The organism is Thalassospira permensis NBRC 106175 (assembly GCF_000714555.1).
Lineage (GTDB): Bacteria > Pseudomonadota > Alphaproteobacteria > Rhodospirillales > Thalassospiraceae > Thalassospira > Thalassospira xiamenensis.
In genome coordinates this window covers 165,029-183,195 of record NZ_AUNC01000045.1, presented here as the reverse complement: position 1 = coordinate 183,195, position 18,167 = coordinate 165,029, and the positions used below count along the sequence as shown (strand labels likewise).

Sequence of the window (18,167 nt, the reverse complement as noted above, 5' to 3'; positions counted from 1 at the left end):
TCGCGCGTGCGGTCTGGTTGGCAAGGTTTTTGACCTCGTTGGCCACCACGGCAAAGCCTTTGCCGGCATCACCGGCTCGCGCCGCCTCGATGGTAGCGTTAAGCGCCAGAAGGTTGGTCTGTTCGGCAATATCGGTAATCAGCGAAACGACCTCGCCAATCTGGTTTGCCGCCTCGGCCAGCAGTTCGATCTTCTGGTGGGTGTCTTCGGATGTCCGAACAGCACCATTGGCAATGGTAGATGATTGCGCGACCTGATTGCTGATTTCCGCAATCGAGGCACTCAATTCCTCGGCTGCCGATGCAACGGTTTCCACGTTGCTCGACATTTCCTGCGAAGCCGCGGAAACAATGGTCGAGCGCTGACCGACCTGTTTAGAGGTATCGGTCATCGCATTGGCGGAATGCTGCATGTTACCCGATGCCTGAATAACCTGTGCAACCACCTGCCCGACGCTGGCCTCGAAACTGTCGGCCATTTTGCGAAGTGCGGCGCGTTTTTCTTCCTCGGCAACACGCTCCTGCTCTTCACGCGCTTCGCGCATTTCTTCCATTTCGATTGTTTTCGATTTGAAGATATCCATGGCGCGGGCCAGATCGCCGATCTCGCTTTTCTGATCGGTATATTTGACGTCGATCTTGTGATCGCCCTGCGACAGACGCAGCATGTTTTCCGAAATGGCATAAAGCGGACGGGTAATGCCCCGGCTGATCATCAGCGAAACACCGACAACCGCACACAAGACCGCCAATGCCACCAGTCCCATCACCAGCATGCTCTGCATGAAGACGGCATTCACGTCATCAATGTAGATCCCTGTGGCAACAACCCAGCCCCACGGCTTGAACGCCTTGACGAAGGAAAGCTTCGGACGGAGCTTGTCAGACTTTGGCACCTGATAGGTATAATCGACAAAGCCCTGCCCCTCTTCTTTGGCGACACGGGCGAATTCGCGGTAATGGTGTTTACCCGATCCATCAACCGCATCACTCAGATTCTTGCCAACAAGATCCTTCTTGATGTCATGGATCAGAACCACCGGCGTGTAATCAAACACAAAGAAATAGTTGGTTTCATCATACCGAAGGGCCGCCACCGCCGCCTTGGCCGCATTTTGCGCCTGTTCGGTGGTCATTTCGCCGGACTGTTCCATTGCATGGAAATGCCCAATCAGGCTGATTGTTGATTCAACCAGATTTTTGGTTTTTGCCTTACGATCTTCAAGCATATTGCTGCGCAATTCGGTCAGACCGAACGCCCCAACCAGCAGTGCCGCAAGGATCGCCCCCGCGACGATGATCAGCATTCGCGTGCCGATCTTCATTGAATTCAGATTGAACATTTCCATCCCCATAAGCCAGTGCCTAATCGTTGCCAACATGTTGGCAACGTTTTGTTCTTTTCAAGTATCCCACCACCAGCGCACCGTATTTTACATTTCCGGCAGAGGGAACAATCAGATTATAGCAAGCGCATACAATATCCAGACATGTTTCAGCTGTGATACTAATCACTTATGCGGCTATATTTATTGTGGCTTCATACCCGCTTGGACTCCCTCCCCTTGCGGATAAGCCTTTTGGACCGATCTATTGGATGTCCAATGGCAAACAGGGATAAAACCATGACCGATCACACCGGCACCATCTTCAAGCCCAATCATCGCACGCGCGTCTTTGCCCTGATTGCGTTCATGGTGCTGTGTCTGATCATTTCGGCAGCAGGCGGGGCCGTCACGGCAACCAGCGTCCATGACTGGTATCCGACACTGGAAAAGCCGTTTTTCAATCCGCCAAACTGGCTGTTTGGTCCGGCATGGAGCCTGATTTATTTCCTGATCGCCTTTAGCGGCTGGCGCGTCTGGCTTAAACGCGGGATTTACGGGGCAAAGGCCCCCTTTGCCATCTACGCCGCCCAACTGACCCTGAACCTTCTGTGGTCATTCCTGTTTTTCGGGGCGCAGTCACCATTTTTGGGGCTCGTCGATATCATCCCGCTTCTGATCCTGATCATTGTCAATTGCGCGATGTTCTGGCGGATTGATCGGCTGGCGGGGATGCTTCTGGTGCCCTATGCATTGTGGGTTGGCTTCGCTACATTGCTTAACGGATCGATTTATTTTCTTAACCCCTGAAACACTCCTGAAACCAAAGGGCTTTTGCAATTCGACCGAAATCCGCCATTGCGAAATGACGGTCGGAATCCTACGTCGGGCACATCTTAGCGTGCGTAAAACCGACCGAGGAGGCCCAGATGAGCATTGCAGCAAAGGAAATCCACCTTTTACATTACCCCGATGGCGTTCCCACCACGGAAGACTTCGCGGTAAGAGACAGCGTCCTGCCAAATCCGCTTGACGGGGAAGTCCTGATTGAAAATATCTGGATGTCGGTCGATCCCTATATGCGCGGTCGCATGACCAAACGCAAAAGCTATATCCCGCCGTTCGAACTGAATGCCCCGCTTGAAGGTCACGCGATTGGCCGGGTCATGCAAAGCCGCGACCCACGCTTTGCCGAAGGATCGCTTGTTACCTCGATGACCGGCTGGCGCAGCCATGCGCTGCTTGAACGTGATTACCTGCATCCCATCCCCGATATGCCTGATATTCCGCCCGAAAAGTTTCTGGGTGTGCTTGGTATGCCCGGCATGACGGCCTGGGTGGGGTTGAACCGGATCGCCAATTGCAAGGCGGGCGATACCGTCTTTGTTTCCGCCGCCGCCGGGGCGGTCGGATCTGTGGTTTGCCAACTCGCCAAAGCCAAGGGATGCCGGGTTATCGGATCGACCGGTGATAGGGGCAAGGCAAAATGGTTGCGCACCGAATTGAACGTTGATGCGGTAATAAATTACCGCGATACCGACGACCTTTCAGGAAGCCTTGGCGAAGTCGCCCCGCAGGGCATTGATGTTTATTATGAAAATGTCGGCGGCGCGCATCTTGAGGCCGCCCTTGATCATATCAATACTGGCGGGCGGATTGCCGTATGCGGCATGATTTCAAACTATAATGACAAATCCCCGCAACCCGGCCCACGCAACCTGTTCAGGTTAACGACACAACGCGCGAAGATGGAAGGCTTCATCGTCAGCGACCATTGGGGCAGTTACCCCGATTTCGTGCGCGAAGGGGCCGATTTGGTCCGAAGTGGGCAGCTCAAAAGCCGTGAAACCGTGATCAAAGGACTGGAAAACGCCCCCGAGGCCTTTATCGATCTGTTCAAGGGTAAGAATACCGGCAAGATGCTGGTTAAACTCGCCGATTGATCCGCCATAGAAGCCCTTAAAAAAACAAAGCCCCGCCAAATCAAAATGAGCGGGGCTTTGTCGTTTGGTTCATGCTCTCAATACGCTGGCGTTCCGGCACCGTCGGCATCCGCTGCTTCTTCGGCTTCTGCGGCTTTAACCGTCTCGACATCGCCAACCGGGGCAACATTATCCATGCCCAACCTACCGACAGACGGCAGACGCAGGGCCGGGCGATTGAAATCAATGCCAAGGTTAAGGCCCAGCAGGTTCAACTCGATCCCTTCTTCAAGACCAATGGAAAAACCAAGCAGCCCCAAAAGATTGGCCTGAATACCCTGACCACTGGATGACAATCCGACAGGATCGGTGATCGCACGGAAATCCTTGCCAATCGCGTTGGCCGGCATATCAAGATCAAGGTCGGGCACGCTGCGCCCGATATGGGCGACAAAGGTATTGCTGTTGGGCCCCGGATAGCTGCGATACTGATCCGGATAGGGATAATCCTTGATAGCGGCTTCGATCTGATCGATCAGATCATCGACACCCTCGCCGCGATGATCGGCCAGAATTTGTGGCTCGGAGCCAAACCACAACCCATCGGGCAACGCATAGTTCTTGCGCACCACATTGCCCCCGCCCCAGCCAACAACGTCATATCGCGTGTAACTGGTTTCACCGGCGCGTTTGTAAATGATCCACGGATGAACCGCGAAATAACCGCGCCAGCCATAGGTATGGGCTGCCATGACCTGCACAATCGCAATATCGGCATTCGCTACCGGATCGGCGGCAACGCCCGATGAATGGCGCGGCGCATTACGCCATGTCTGGCGTTTTTCGGCCTTTTCGGCGGGCGGGTCCTGTGCAAGGCTGATGCCAAACGGCAGCACAAGCATCGCCAGAAGGCCCAGAATGAAATTTCTGCCTTTTCTCACCAATCAATCCTGTCAGATGTCACGTTTCATTAATGTTACGATGTGAAACGACAAATAAGATCAAAAAATGGCAATTGGTTTGCAAAGCAGCATCAAAAAACGGTGAGGCTTTGCGACAATTCTGCGACAAGTGCCTTGCGCCCCCTTATGGCCACGCGGCAAAGGTGTGGTCGCGCGCCCGTTCCTCGGCCCGGCGCAGGCGGCGATAAGCGCCCGGTGCCTCGCCCATGTAACGTTTGAAAAACCGGCTGAAATAGGCCGGATCCCGAAAACCAAGCCCATAGGCGATCTGTGCGACCGCCAGCGGACTTTGTTCCAGCCGCATGCAGGCTTCGCGAATGACCCGCTCATGTACAAGTGTCAGGGGCGGCTTTCCGGTCGCCCGCATCGCCGCCGACCCCAGCCGCCTCTCGCTGACGCCAAGGGCCGCGGCATAATCGGCAATGTTCCAATGTTCGCGAAAATGCAACTCCAGCACCTGCAAAAACCGCTGAAACGTGATCGATCCGGGGCGATGTTTATCGCGCTGTTCGATCATCCCTTTGGCCAGTCGCAAAACCATCGTCAGGATGATCTGAAGATGCGCACCAACCACGATCCCTGCGCCAAGCCCATTTTGCATAAGCTCCGCCCGGATCGCATCAAAGCTGCGCGCAAGTAACGTCAGGTTATTGCTACCCTCCGCCGGGGTGACGTTATGAACCGTATCGGCGGCAAACCGTAACGGCAGCCCCCCGCCCGGCAATGGCGGCACACTTGTGCCGGTTGAACTGCCCCCGCAATGGCGCGCCACCAGATCGTCCGCCGCCGATAACAGATATCCATCCGCCCCGGCATTGACGGATATCGCCTGCGTTTCGCCAAGCGGCAACCACACAAGTGCCGGGGCATGACAGTCAATCGTGCCCTGACGCAACCGGATATGCGCCCGCCCCGACAGCATCAAAACCGCATGGCACCGATCCCGACGCGCCCGGTCATTCATCACCCATTCCTGGGACGACAATGCATGATCAAAACGGTACATCACTGCCTGTGTCGTGACCGGCACTGGATCATCAAACGGTTGGATGCCAAACGCTTCCGGGTGTTGATTTTTTGCAATCACCGGCGAAACCATGCCTTTTTGACCCTGAAACATTCCAAATGGTTATATGTAAAATAGTACAATTTTTCGTCTTAAAATGTCAATTTGACCATCTTTACATCGGAACGCTTACAGCGCTTACTAATATTGCGGTCAAAGCAACCGCCAATAACAACAAGACATGTTGAACAATGCGTTTCCGTTATTTTGCACATGCGAGTAAACGGACAGGAGGATACGTCACTTTTTTACTTTGAACATCAAAGTAGATAACAGATTTTCTGTATCCATCTTCCTGAGGTAACGCCAAAGCGGGAAAACCGAAATCACTGCCCAAAGACCTTTCCGGGTCTTACCCGGCGCAAAGCTGCCTTTCGCCGCCGCACAGCAGAACATAAAGAAGAAATCAGGAGAAACGTCGTGAACGATGCCAAGCTATTGATCAACAACGAAGCCGTGAATGCCACCAGCAACCGGACATTCGAACGCAAGAACCCGGTCACCGGCAAGGTCGCAACCTCTGCTGCCGCCGCCAGCCCCGCCGATGCGCGCAAGGCCGCCGATGCCGCCGCCGCCGCATTCCCGGAATGGTCAAAAATGGGTCCGGGCGCACGGCGCAAGATTTTGCTCAAAGCCGCCGACATCATGGAAGCCAAAGGCGACGAGTTTGGTCGCCTCGTCCTTGAAGAAACCGGCAGTACGCGCATGTGGGGCGGTTTCAACGCCCATCTTGCGGCCAATATGCTGCGCGAGGCCGGTGCAATGACAACCCAGATTCAGGGCGACCTGATCCCGTCCGACACGCCGGGCCTGATGGCCATGGGCATTCGTCAACCAGTTGGCGTGGTTCTGGGCATTGCGCCATGGAATGCGCCGGTCATCCTTGGCACGCGCGCGATTGCCATGCCGCTTGCCTGTGGCAACACGGTGGTGCTCAAGGCATCGGAACTGTGCCCCGCCCTGCATCGCCTGATTGGCGAATGTCTGGTCGAGGCAGGCGCCCCGGCCGGTGTCATCAATGTCGTGACCAACGCCCCGGAAGATGCCCCGGAAATCGTCGAAACCCTGATCGCCCATCCGGCGGTGCGCCGCATCAACTTTACCGGCTCCACCCGGGTTGGCCGCATCATCGCCAAACTGGGGGCCGAACATCTTAAACCGGTTCTGCTTGAACTGGGTGGCAAGGCACCATTCCTTGTGCTGGACGATGCCGACATTGACGAAGCGGTCAATGGTGCCGCATTCGGGGCCTATATGAACCAGGGCCAGATTTGCATGTCGACCGAACGCCTGATCGTTGACAATGCGGTTGCCGATGATTTCGTTGCCAAACTGGCCGCCAAGGCCAAAACGCTGACCGCCGGCGATCCGGCAAAGGCCGAACATATTCTGGGCGGTGTCGTGAATGTCGAGGCCGTCAACCGGATCGAAGAGCTGGTCGAAGACGCGGTTTCCAAGGGCGCAAAACTGGTCGCCGGTTCCGGCAAGGCACGTGATGGCGTGCTGATGGATGCGACCCTGCTTGATCACGTCACCCCCGCCATGCGGATTTACGCCGAGGAAAGCTTTGGTCCGGTCTGTGTTGTTATCCGTGCCGGTAACGAAGACGAAGCTGTCCGCATCGCCAATGACAGCGAATATGGTCTGTCATCTGCCGTCTTTTCGACCAACATCCCGCGCGCGATGGAAGTCGCCAAACGGATCGAAAGCGGCATCTGCCACATCAACAGCCCGACCGTTCAGGACGAAGCCCAGATGCCGTTTGGCGGGGTGAAAGCCAGCGGCTATGGCCGCTTCGGATCGCAGGCATCGATTGATGAATTCACCGAAATGCGCTGGATCACGATCCAAAGCGGCAAACGCCACTATCCGTTCTAGGAATATCACATTCCGCAGGGGGGAAGCCCGGTCGCACTCCCTCAGATGATCGGCCGGGACCTGTGGCAGGCCGCCTTGCGCTTAACCGCGTAGGGCGGCCTGTATCGTGACTTCCAGCATATTGGAAAACCGCGACCGGTCCTTCTGGGTAAAGCCCGCATTGCGGCCCTGCTCCCCGGTGACTTCGCGCATATGGGCGGCAATTTCACGCCCCGCCAGCGCATTGCCGATATTCGCCTCGGTAAATTCCTGGCCATTCGGGCGCAACACGCGCGCGCCGATTTCAAGCCCGCGTGACGCCAGCGGAATATCGTTGGTTACGATTACATCGTTTCTAACCGTATTTTCGGCAATCCAGTCATCGGCCGCATCGGGTTCCGGTGGCACAATCACGATCCGCACCAACGGATTGCGCGACGGGCGAATGCCACCGTTTGACACCATGATCATTTCCAGACGATGGCGTTCGGCCACACGTTCGCATTCCGCCTTCACCGGGCAGGCATCGGCATCGACAAACAAACGCGGGCGCGTATTTTGGGTTTGTTCTGACATGGCGCGATCATCGCCGGGACACGATGAAAGTCAAGCCATCTTCACGCTGTCCCTATTGTCCGCTCTGAATGCTTTGCTTCGCGCATCAACACCAAAACAAAACAGCCAATCGCCGCAAGGCCACAGGCAAAAAGTGTTGTCGTGCGGAAATCAAATGCACTGGCCACAAGCCCGGTCAAAAGATTGCCGACCAGACCCCCAACAAAAAGCGAACTCATATAATAGCTGGTCGCGACACCGGGCTGCTCGGGGGCAAAGTTTTGAACAAACGTCATGCTGATCCCTGCGAAGATGCCGTAATAAAGCCCGTCAAGCACCGACAGAACAAGAACATCGGCCAGACTGTCGGCACTGTGGATTGCCCCAAAGAAGATGATGGCAAGGATCGCTGCAATCACCATGCCCTTGCGTTCGCCGACCTTGCGAATGATTGATGCGCAGTAATAAATCACCACCACTTCGACAAAGCATTTAACGGTCAGCTCAAGACCGGCTGCAGACGGCATCAAACCAAGCTCGGTCGAGAAATAAAGCGGCATGGCCGACACAAAAACCACATTCCCGGAACCCAGCAAGAACACCGGAATACAGGCAACCAAAAGCCCGCGATTGAACGGAATCTTTGCATTGGGATCAAGCATTCCGGGATGGTGGGTCCGAAACGCAGCAGGCACAACCATCAAACAGACGCCAAACCAGATCACCGCCAATGCCGCAATCGCGTAATAGGTCACGGCAAAGCCATATGCCCCGAAAACCGTCAGCGACACCGCAGGTCCGACCATCCAGCCAAGCGATGTCTGCATCCGCAGGAATCCGTTGAATTTGGCGATATTGCGCCCGGTCTGCTCGGCAAAGAGCCGTCCAAACGAATAGACAACCGACAAAACCCCGGACCCGACACCCAGCAACACCGACACAATCGCCAGATACACCCAGTAAACCTGAAAAGTACCCAGCAACAGCATACCCGCGGCAAAGCAGGTAATACTCGGGATCACAAGGAAACGGATCGGCACACCGCAGTCAATCGCGCGCCCGTATGCCCGGTTGGTCAAAAGCGTGACGCAAACCTGCACAATCGCAACAAGGCTGGTTTTCCAGGGCGGTTCGCCCAGTCCTTCAACAATATAAAGCCCGGTCAGGGGAGCAACACAGCTTGTTGCAAACGCCCCGATCAGCACCAGTGCAAGAACCAGCAACGGATATCGGTCAAGCCGTGCCAGCATGGCATTCATGGCAGGCTGTTCATTGGGACTATCCGGTCCTGTAACCCCGTCGCGCATTTCACTGATGTCCTTGTTATCGGGTGGCGATATCAAAGAACCGTTCTAGCGTTTCAACTAAAAAGAGTGAAATTTTTTCCGCGTCCCGCGATCAGGATGTCACAAAACCATCAAAGCCTGTCAGGCTGCGATCACGCCAACCCGCCGACAAAGCTGGCAAGTTCCGGGGTTTTCGGATTGGCAAAAACGTCTTCGGGGGCACCACTTTCATGAATGCGGCCCTGATGCATAAACACCAGTTTATCGCACACCTCGCGCGCGAAACGCATTTCATGCGTCACCATCACCAATGTCATGCCCTCCTCGGCAAGCTGGCGCACGACAGCCAGAACCTCGTTCACCAGTTCGGGGTCAAGGGCCGATGTCACCTCGTCACACAGCAATACACGTGGCTTCATAGCAAGGGCACGCGCAATCGCCACGCGCTGCTGCTGCCCGCCTGAAAGCTGATCGGGGTAATGCATCATCTTGTCGGCAAGCCCGACCTTGGCCAGCATTTCCTCGGCCACTTCTTTCGCCTCGGCCTTTGACTGTTTTTTCACGACCTGCGGCGACAGCATGACGTTTTCAAGTGCGGTGTAATGCGGGAACAGATTGAACTGCTGAAACACCATGCCGACATTAAGCCGAAGCGTAAGCACATCCGTATCCCGGTCGCCAACCTTTTTGCCCGCCACCATGATCGTCCCGTCATTGATGGTTTCAAGGCCGTTGATGGTGCGTAAAAGCGTGCTTTTGCCAGATCCGCTTTTCCCGATCAGGGCAATCACCTGCCCTTCCTCAATCTTAAGATCAATGCCTTTAAGGACTTCAAGCTCGCCAAAGCTTTTGTGGATAGCGTGCAGTTCAACGAGCGACATGACGAAGTTTTCCTTCCAGATGGCGGGCATAAAGCGAAAGCGGGAAACAGATCAGGAAATACATGACGGCCACACAGCCATAGACCGTAAAGGGCGCATAGGTCGCGTTGGTGATCATGGTTCCGGCCTTGGTCAGTTCGACAAACCCGATGATCGAGGCAACCGCCGTCCCCTTGACCACCTGCACCGAAAAACCGACTGTCGGCGGCACCGCAATGCGAAGCGCCTGCGGCAAAATGATGTAACGCATCTGCTGGCGGAAATTCATGCCAAGGCTTGCCGATGCTTCCCATTGGCCAAGCCCGATGGATTCAACGCACCCCCGCCAGATTTCGGTCAGAAACGCACTGGTAAACAGCGTTAACCCCAGCATCGCCGCGATCCAGGGCGACACATCAATCCCGATCAGCGGCAGACCGAAGAACACGATGAATAGCTGCATCAAAAGCGGCGTGCCCTGAAACAGTTCGACATAGCCGCGCACCAGTCGCATCGCCCACGGATTACCAGCGGTCCGAACCATCAAAAGCAAAAGCCCGACAATCCCGCCCAGCACAAAGGCGGTAAGTGACAGCAACACCGTCCAGCGTGCGGCCAGCAGCAGATTATAAACAATATCCCAAAGGCTGAATTCAGACATGACTGCGCCGTTCAAACAGGAAGTTGCCAAATATCTTCAAACCCCAGCGCAGCAGTACCGACATCACCAGATAAAGCGCGGTCGCCACGAAATAGACCTCGAAGGCACGGAAATTGACGGCCTGGATATAGTTCGCCGCAAAGGTCAGCTCCTCGGCCGCGATCTGCGAACAGACCGACGACCCCAACATGACAATCACGATCTGGCTTGATAATGCCGGCCAGATTTTCTTGAGCGCCGGTCGTATAATGACATAGCGGAAAATCTGTACCCGGTTCATCGCAAGGCTTTGGGCGGCCTCGATCTGCCCCTTGGGGATCGCAAGGATACCCGCCCGGATGATTTCGGTCGAATAGGCACCAAGATTGACGATCATTGCCAGAACAGCAGCCTGAAATTCACTTAGCTTCACGCCAAGCGCCGGAAGCCCGAAAAAGATGAAAAACAACTGCACCAGAAACGGCGTATTGCGGATCAGTTCCACATATATGCCGACGATCTGGCTGATGACGGGGGCACGCGATGCGCGCGCCCACGCCCCCAAAGTTCCCAGACTGACGCCAACCACAGCCCCGATGATTGTCAGTTCGGTTGTCAGGACAACCCCGTCAAGCAGCAATTGCCAATGCGGGACAATTGCACCGAAATCGAATTCATAAGCCATTGAAACCAAGCAATCCGGTCAGGGGTGAAGCCATCAGTCAATCAAGTCAGGATCAGAGCTTTTTCGGCAGCGGAATGCCAAGCCACTTTTCGGCAATCGCATTCAGGCGGCCATCGGCAATTGATGCCGCGATGATCTCGTTGACCTTGGCTTTGAATGCATCCTCATCCTTGTTCAACCCCACATAGCAAGGGGAGTTTTTGATCAGGAATTTCGGCTCCGGCTTGCGCGGCGGGTTGCGTTCGATGATGGCCGCTGCCGTGACATTGCCGGTCGCAATCAGGTCAACCTGGCCAGAAAGGAAGGCCGAAATCGTGCCGTTATTATCCTCATACCGTTTGATTTCGAGATCCGCCGGGGCAATCTTGGTCAGCTCCAGATCCTCGATCGCGCCGCGCGTCACACCAACCGAATGCCCCGCAAGGTCTTCGGCACCCTTGACGTCGATATCAGCCGGGCCAAAAACGCCGTTATAGAACGGTGCATAGGCATCGGTGAAATCAATCACCTTTTCACGGTCCGGGTTTTTGCCAAGACTGGAAATCACCAGATCGACCTTGCCGGTGGTCAGATACGGGATGCGGTTGCTGGACGCGACCGGCACCAGTTCAAGCTTCACACCAAGGTCGCTTGCGATCAGGGCCGCCATATCGATGTCATAGCCTTTGGGCTGCATGTCGGTGCCAACGCTTCCGAACGGCGGAAAGTCCTGCGGCACGGCGACTTTCAAAACGCCGGCCTCCTTGATGGTATCAAGTGCCCCTGCTGATGCGCCTGCCAGCGGGGCCGTAATCATGGCAATCGCCGCGATGGTTGATTTCAGAAATTTGTTCATTTGCCTCTACCCGTATGAAAGTGGATTATTAGACTTATTTTTAATCTGCATAAAATAACTGCATAAAATTTACGCTATTGTCCATGGATAAATTTCGCACTTGCGAAAAATCACAAGCTGATTAAAGCTATAACCCTTAAATATATTGGATTTTTGCGCCGAATAAATTTTGATGCAACTGGTCAGACCAGCTATGGAAAACGCATGACACGCACTGAAACCGCCCCGGAACGCGCCGCGCGCGCCATTCGCAACCTGATTAAAAGCAACGGCTTAGGTCCTGGCGACTCTTTACCGGCCCAGCGCGAACTGGCCGCCACCCTTGGCATCAGCCGCGCCAGCCTGCGCGAGGCACTCGCAACGCTTGAAGCCATGGGACTGATCCGGGTTCAGGCCGGTAAGGGCGCCTATGTCGCCGATCCCCATGACGGAATGCCACGCGATGACAATCAGAAACGTCAGGCCGCACAGGTCTATCAGTTCCGCCTTGCCATAGAACCCTATGTCGCGGGCCTTGCCGCACAGGCCCGCACGCGCGACCACCTGATCGCCCTTCAACGCAGCATCGATGACATGCAAACCGCGTTCGAGGCTGACGACCTGATCACGGCCGCCAATGCCGATACCGAATTTCATGAAATATTGCTATCCGCATCGGGCAATCCGTTATTTGCCGCTGCGATCTTTCCCGCCGCCCAGACCATCCATGAAAACCAGATGCTGCCCTTTGCCAATGCAGCCGCGATCAAGGCACCGTTGCGCGAACATGAACAGATCCTGCGCTATGTACGCGACCGCAATCCATCGGGCGCGCGCGATGCCATGCACTTTCATGTGCTAAGTGCGGCGACCCGGGCCAATATCGCCTTTCTGCGCCCATAAAAAAGCAGGCCCGCAAAACAAAACCCCCACCCGGTTGCCCGGATGGGGGTTTCGCAAATCAGCGCCTTCGCAAGCGAAGGCAAACCGAATTAGGCAGCGGTCAGATCGTCAGCCGAAACGCGGCCCGAACGTGAGTCGGTGCGCAGTTCGTAGTTGATCTTGTCGCCTTCCTGCGGGTGGTTCATACCAGCGCGTTCAACGGCGCTGATGTGCAGGAATACGTCATTTCCACCTTCGTCCGGCTGAATGAAACCAAAGCCTTTGGTTGCGTTGAACCATTTAACGGTACCAGTTGCCATCTTTAAATCTCCTTTAGAGTGTCGATTGGCGTTACGGCGCATCCCGCGTGGATGCACCAATCAGTTTGGAAAGCTGCCTCAGGCGATTTCGCGCCTGCTGCGGTTTCCGGAATTGTTTTCGGAACGGCGTTCGCCATTCGGGCGTGCGCCCGGACGACCACCGACTGGCTTGCCGGGGCGCGCACGACCCGGACGTGCGTTGCGGGCTGCCGGTTTGCCGGGCTGACCCGGTTTACCATTTGCAGTCGCACCGTTGCCGGTTGTGCGGCGCTCGTCCGAGCTGCCAAGGAATGAAAGGTTGGATGCAATGCGGTTGTCACCGCCGCCCGTCCCGTTCGAAGTCACCTTTTTCGGTGTCCGAACCCGGCTATCGCCATTGGCGTTGCGGGTATCACGGGCATCGCGGTTATCACGACCTTCACGGCGCGCACCATCACGCCCCTGCGGACGGGCCGCTGCGCGATCAGTACGTTCGTTATTGCGATCATTGCGTTCGTTGCGATCCGCACCACCCTTGATGCCGCCCTTGTAACGGCCGGAATTTTCCGATCCGCTGGCGACATCGCGCGTGGTTTCTTCGGTGCGACGACGATCATTGCTCCGGTCATTGCGATCATTACGACCACGGGCATCATTGCGCCCCTGACCGTTACGGCCACCTGCACCCGGACGACCACCGCCATTCCGGCCACGCCCGTTACCATTGCCATTGCTGGCACGACGATCGGGATTGGCATCGCGTTCGGCTTTTGAAATCGCGTCCTGCTCGGCGGCTGCCTTTGCATCGCGACGATCGATTACCGGGATCGACTGACGGGTGGTTTTTTCGATATCACGCAGAAGACCGCGTTCTTCTTCATCACAGAATGCAATCGCCGAACCGCTGGCCCCACCGCGTGCGGTACGACCGATACGGTGAACATAGCTTTCCGGAACATTCGGAAGTTCGAAATTCACAACGTGGGTCACACCGTCGACATCAATACCGCGTGCGGCAATGTCGGTTGCGACCAGAACGCCGATCTGACCATCCTTGAACGCGTTCAAGGCACGTTCGCGCTGATTCTGGCTTTTATTGCCATGAATCGCAGCAGCACTGATCTTGCAGCTTTCAAGATGACGCGCCACACGATCCGCCCCGCGCTTGGTGCGGGTGAAAACAAGGGTGCGTTTGAAAAGCGGGTTATCAAGCAATTCCGCCAGAAGCTGACGCTTGCGATTTTTCTCGATCATATAGACCGACTGCTCGACGCGCTCCTGGGTCGTGGCAACCGGGGTCACCGAAACCTTGACCGGATCGGAAAGCATATCACCGGCAAGCTGCCCGATCTGCGACGGCATGGTGGCCGAGAAGAACAGGTTCTGACGATCACGCGGCAGCATCTTGATAATGCGTTTGATCGGCGGCAGGAAGCCAAGATCAAGCATGTGATCGGCCTCGTCGAGCACGACGACATCAACATTGTTAAGTTTCAGCTTGCCTGCATCAATGTGATCAAGCAAACGGCCCGGTGTTGCGACAAGAACGTCAACACCCGGTGTGATCGCCTTGATCTGCGGACCATGCGCAACCCCGCCAACAACAACGGCAACCGTGGTGTTCATGAAGCGGCCATAGGCACGGAAGCTGTCGCCAATCTGGGCGGCCAGTTCACGCGTCGGCGCCAGCACAAGCACACGGCATGATTTCGCCGGGGTACGGGTTTCGTTTTTGGAAAGACGGTCCAAGATCGGCAGTGCAAAAGCAGCAGTCTTGCCAGTGCCGGTCTGTGCGATCCCCAGAAGGTCTTTGCCTTCAAGGAGAGATGGGATGGCCTGTGCCTGGATCGGCGTTGGCGCATCATAGCCTTCATGCTTGAGAGCGCGAAGGACGGGCTCGGCCAGGCCGAGATCCGAAAATTGGGTCAAATAAAAGTATCTCTTGGTATTGCGGCAGCAGAGGGAAGGGAATCGGCCCTTGAATGTATTACGTCAGCTCTGCGCCTTGCATATTCTTTCGGAAAAGCCCGCGTAGTAGGGCCCTTCAATGCGGTTTTCCGGTAGATCACTCAACAGGCGAGGCCAATAAAGTCCCCTCTACGCTTCTGGAGCGATCAGATAACAAGGGCAACATGCGCAGAGTTTTGTCTGCTTGTCAAACACCATGTTTGTCATGGGCCACGCTTATTTTGCAAACAAGCCCGTCACTTAAGCAGCGCGGGCTTGTTTTGATTGCAAATATCCTTGTTCCTAATTGGCAGAACAAGGGCTCCCTGCCCCGCAAGGATTATATGCCGCACACGGATTTTCTGCTGCGCACGGGTTAAACGCCGCACAGGGGTTTCCCGCGCCGCACGGGTTATATGCGGCACACGGGTTGGCACCGCACGGCGCTGCGGCACATGGATTCGCTGCACATGGGTTATAGCCCGCACAAGGATTTGCGGCACAAGGGTTCGCCGCACAGGGGTTCGATCCGCACGGATTACCCGCACACGGATTACACCCGACCGCCGGACTGGTGGCCGGGTTCGATATTGCCGGTGGATTGGCGGGCGTGCTGGTGTGATGATAATGATCAAACGCCACCGCACCGCTGGCCGCGAGGAACACCGCACCGAACAGGATTGTATTTTTCTCGCTCATGACTTTTTAAATCCGTCCATCCCAAATACCGGGCGCAGCGCAATACCGATCCAGCTACCGGCAAAGGCCATCACAAACCAAAGCCAGCCATGCACGCTGCCCGAGGCGATGCCGCTAAACAACGCCCCGATATTGCAGCCAAACGCCAGCCGCGCCCCATAGCCCATCAAAATCCCGCCAACCGCCGCCGCCAGAAGGGATGCAAACGGCACCTTCACTTTGGGCGCGAATTTGCCCGCAAGGCTTGCGGCCAATGCCGCCCCGATCACGATGCCGAAATTCATCACCGACGTATTATCCGCCAGCACCGAATTTGAAAGCGCCTTGGCCGGACCGGCCCAGTTCCAGAATTCCCAGGTTTCAACCGGAATGCCGATACCTTGGGCGATCTTCGCCCCCCAAAGCCCGAACCCGAACGTGATCGACCACGGATGCCCCGCACTCAGAAGCGTTGCAACATTAAGCCCGGCCAGAAGGATACCCGTCCCGACCAATGGCCACGGACCATGCAGCAACCGGGCAAAGCCCGCACGCGGTGCCACCGGTGCGGTTTCAATCGAACCATGGGCGCGTTTTTCAACCCAAATCGTGATCAACGCCACCAAAGCCAGACCGGCAAAGGTCACGCCCAACCCGCCCCAGATGCCAAATTCGGTTCCGAGGCTCATGGGCGGCATGGAAGGCAGTTCAAGCCACATCGGCAAATGCGCGGTGCCGATCACAGCCCCCACGATAAAGAACACAAGCGTCAGCAACATGCGCGCACTGCCGCCGCCAACCGTAAACAGCGTCCCCGATCCGCATCCGCCGCCAAGCTGCATGCCAAGGCCGAACATGAACGCGCCGACCAGAACCGAAACGCCAACCGGTGCCACCGCGCCGACAATCGGAGTGCCAAGTGGTGCACCAATGGCAAGCAAAGGAATAAACGTCGCCGCGGCAACGCCAATCATCAAAAGCTGGGCCCGCATCGCACGGCCACGCTTTTCAACCGAAAACCGCCGCCAGCCGCCGGTAAAACCGAATGACGCATGATAAAGGGCAATGCCCAGCAACCCGCCAAGGCCATAAAGCACGGCCTGATGGATATCGACAGCCCGCGCAATCAGCACCGCGACAATCACAAACAGGATGGCCGTGACGGCTGCGGGCCCTTTGTCAAAACTAAAGCCCGAAGCACGGACATTAAGGGTCGTTTCAGACATGGTGGTGACGCTCTATCTGACTGGAAACCTGAAAACGCACGGAACCGGGCAACCCGGTTCCGTCAAAACATCGTGCATTATAGGGGTGTTACGCCGTATTTCCGAATTATTCCGGAACGACCACGTCGCGCGACGGATCAGCCGCCCATTCGGTCATGGAGCCGTCATACATCCGGGTGTTTTTGTTGCCCATCACTTCCGAAAGGCCAAACCACGCAACCGATGCCCAATGGCCGGTATTGCAATAGGTGATTTCATCACCGTCTTTCGACACACCGGCATTTTCGACAAGGCCGCTGATCACATCTGATGCAACAAACTGGCCTTTCTGATCATCATAAAACGCCGACTGTTCGATATTGACCGCACCGGGGATTGCACCGGCACGCGCCACGACCGGGCTGGTCTGCTCGCCGCGGAACTGTGCCGACGGACGCGCATCAACCAGCGCGACGCCATTTTCACGCGCCTTGGCAACATCATCGGCCGTCGCCAGAAGCTCCGGGCGGAAATTGGCATTGAATGCCAAGGTCTGCCGGGCGACCGCGTCGGTTGAAACCGGCTTGCCGGCTGCTTCCCAGGCACGCTGCCCGCCATCAAGGATGGTCACCGCATCATGGCCCAGCACCTTAAAGGTCCAGTAAACACGGGTCGCCGAACCGAAATCCGAGCTATTCTGACCGGCCGGCACGACAACAACCTGTTTGTCATTATCAATGCCAAGGCTGCCGATCCGGGCCGAAATCACATCAACCGGCGGCAACTGGCCGACAACATCGCCAACCTTGGCGCGCCAGCCGAACTTGCCATAGGGCGCAAAAACCGCCCCCGGAATATGCCCGGCATCATAGGGGCTGCCTTCCTTGGTCAGCGACCGGATATCGACCACCACCAAAGACGGGTTATCAAGATTGTCCGAAAGCCACGCGGCATCAACCAGCGGCTTTTCGGTCAGGCGCTCGGCCTGTGCTGCCGCACCGCCAAAGACAATCGCCACTGCCGCAGCAGCAGAAAGAATAAGAGAACGCATGGGGCCTGTCTCCGATATGGTGAATTAGAAGTTTGTGAAATCTATATAATCACCATACATCTGATGTCAATTAATATATAATAACAGTTATTTTTTGTTATAACGACAAACATTATTGATTGAGCATCCCCCGC

17 protein-coding genes are annotated in these 18,167 nt (G+C 56.0%); 4 read left to right on the top strand and 13 right to left on the bottom strand.

Features of this window, described 5'->3' with window-relative positions:
• A partial coding sequence (locus SMB34_RS17600; RefSeq protein ID WP_037992051.1) for a cache domain-containing protein occupies positions 1–1,342 on the bottom strand: 1,342 nt, incomplete at its 3' end.
• 282 nt (positions 1,343–1,624) lie between these two features.
• Here SMB34_RS17600 and SMB34_RS17595 point away from each other — a divergent pair.
• Together SMB34_RS17595 and SMB34_RS17590 are read left to right on the top strand one after the other, a co-directional pair.
• Positions 1,625–2,134, top strand: coding sequence for a TspO/MBR family protein (locus SMB34_RS17595; protein WP_051682397.1), 510 nt, complete (start codon positions 1,625–1,627; stop codon positions 2,132–2,134).
• 119 nt (positions 2,135–2,253) lie between these two features.
• Positions 2,254–3,267 (top strand): NADP-dependent oxidoreductase, encoded by a 1,014-nt coding sequence (locus SMB34_RS17590; protein WP_037991964.1) that lies wholly within the window; start codon positions 2,254–2,256, stop codon positions 3,265–3,267.
• Between the two features lie 77 nt (positions 3,268–3,344).
• On the opposite strand, the gene SMB34_RS17585 is transcribed toward SMB34_RS17590, so the two are convergent.
• Both SMB34_RS17585 and SMB34_RS17580 read right to left on the bottom strand, forming a co-directional pair.
• A complete protein-coding gene (locus SMB34_RS17585; RefSeq protein WP_037991963.1) occupies positions 3,345–4,187 on the bottom strand; it encodes a DUF3750 domain-containing protein in 843 nt (280 codons plus the stop codon).
• Between the two features lie 145 nt (positions 4,188–4,332).
• Complete coding sequence (locus SMB34_RS17580; protein ID WP_240478866.1) at positions 4,333–5,295, bottom strand: helix-turn-helix domain-containing protein; 963 nt, start codon at positions 5,293–5,295, stop codon at positions 4,333–4,335.
• A 399-nt stretch (positions 5,296–5,694) separates the two neighbouring features.
• Between SMB34_RS17580 and SMB34_RS17575 the strand changes: the two genes are divergently transcribed.
• The gene (locus tag SMB34_RS17575; protein ID WP_037991962.1) at positions 5,695–7,152 is read left to right on the top strand and encodes an aldehyde dehydrogenase; all 1,458 of its coding nucleotides are present in this window, start codon (positions 5,695–5,697) and stop codon (positions 7,150–7,152) included.
• 81 nt (positions 7,153–7,233) lie between these two features.
• Here the strand turns inward: SMB34_RS17575 and SMB34_RS17570 are convergent, their stop codons facing one another.
• The 6 genes from SMB34_RS17570 to SMB34_RS17545 all read right to left on the bottom strand — a co-directional run bounded on the left by SMB34_RS17570 (position 7,234) and on the right by SMB34_RS17545 (position 11,992).
• Positions 7,234–7,707, bottom strand: coding sequence for a YaiI/YqxD family protein (locus tag SMB34_RS17570; protein WP_037991961.1), 474 nt, complete (start codon positions 7,705–7,707; stop codon positions 7,234–7,236).
• 41 nt (positions 7,708–7,748) lie between these two features.
• Positions 7,749–8,993 carry an MFS transporter gene (locus tag SMB34_RS17565; RefSeq protein WP_051682396.1) on the bottom strand — a complete coding sequence of 415 codons (1,245 nt, stop codon included), beginning with the start codon at positions 8,991–8,993 and terminating at the stop codon, positions 7,749–7,751.
• Positions 8,994–9,124: 131 nt separating this feature from the next.
• Entirely contained in the window at positions 9,125–9,853 is a 729-nt protein-coding gene (locus tag SMB34_RS17560; protein ID WP_007090727.1) for an amino acid ABC transporter ATP-binding protein, read from the bottom strand.
• On the bottom strand, positions 9,840–10,493 hold the full coding sequence (locus tag SMB34_RS17555) for an amino acid ABC transporter permease (RefSeq protein ID WP_007090726.1): 654 nt from the start codon (positions 10,491–10,493) through the stop codon (positions 9,840–9,842). Before SMB34_RS17555 ends, SMB34_RS17560 begins: the two co-directional genes overlap by 14 nt.
• The gene (locus tag SMB34_RS17550) at positions 10,486–11,157 is read right to left on the bottom strand and encodes an amino acid ABC transporter permease (RefSeq protein ID WP_037991958.1); all 672 of its coding nucleotides are present in this window, start codon (positions 11,155–11,157) and stop codon (positions 10,486–10,488) included. Before SMB34_RS17550 ends, SMB34_RS17555 begins: the two co-directional genes overlap by 8 nt.
• Positions 11,158–11,209: 52 nt before the next feature.
• The gene (locus tag SMB34_RS17545; RefSeq protein ID WP_037991955.1) at positions 11,210–11,992 is read right to left on the bottom strand and encodes a transporter substrate-binding domain-containing protein; all 783 of its coding nucleotides are present in this window, start codon (positions 11,990–11,992) and stop codon (positions 11,210–11,212) included.
• Positions 11,993–12,196: 204 nt separating this feature from the next.
• On the opposite strand from SMB34_RS17545, the gene SMB34_RS17540 reads away from it, so the two are divergent.
• Entirely contained in the window at positions 12,197–12,874 is a 678-nt protein-coding gene (locus SMB34_RS17540) for a FadR/GntR family transcriptional regulator (RefSeq protein WP_037991953.1), read from the top strand.
• Positions 12,875–12,963: 89 nt separating this feature from the next.
• Here SMB34_RS17540 and SMB34_RS17535 read toward each other — a convergent pair whose 3' ends face one another.
• From SMB34_RS17535 to SMB34_RS17520, 4 genes are all read right to left on the bottom strand, one after another.
• A complete protein-coding gene (locus tag SMB34_RS17535) occupies positions 12,964–13,173 on the bottom strand; it encodes a cold-shock protein (protein ID WP_007090722.1) in 210 nt (69 codons plus the stop codon).
• Between the two features lie 78 nt (positions 13,174–13,251).
• Positions 13,252–15,081 carry a DEAD/DEAH box helicase gene (locus tag SMB34_RS17530; protein WP_037991951.1) on the bottom strand — a complete coding sequence of 610 codons (1,830 nt, stop codon included), beginning with the start codon at positions 15,079–15,081 and terminating at the stop codon, positions 13,252–13,254.
• A 713-nt stretch (positions 15,082–15,794) separates the two neighbouring features.
• Positions 15,795–17,003: a YeeE/YedE family protein gene (locus SMB34_RS17525; protein WP_037991950.1), complete on the bottom strand. Its 1,209-nt coding sequence runs from the start codon at positions 17,001–17,003 to the stop codon at positions 15,795–15,797.
• Between the two features lie 106 nt (positions 17,004–17,109).
• Positions 17,110–18,033 (bottom strand): sulfurtransferase, encoded by a 924-nt coding sequence (locus SMB34_RS17520; RefSeq protein WP_037991947.1) that lies wholly within the window; start codon positions 18,031–18,033, stop codon positions 17,110–17,112.
• Between the last annotated feature and the right edge of the window lie 134 nt (positions 18,034–18,167).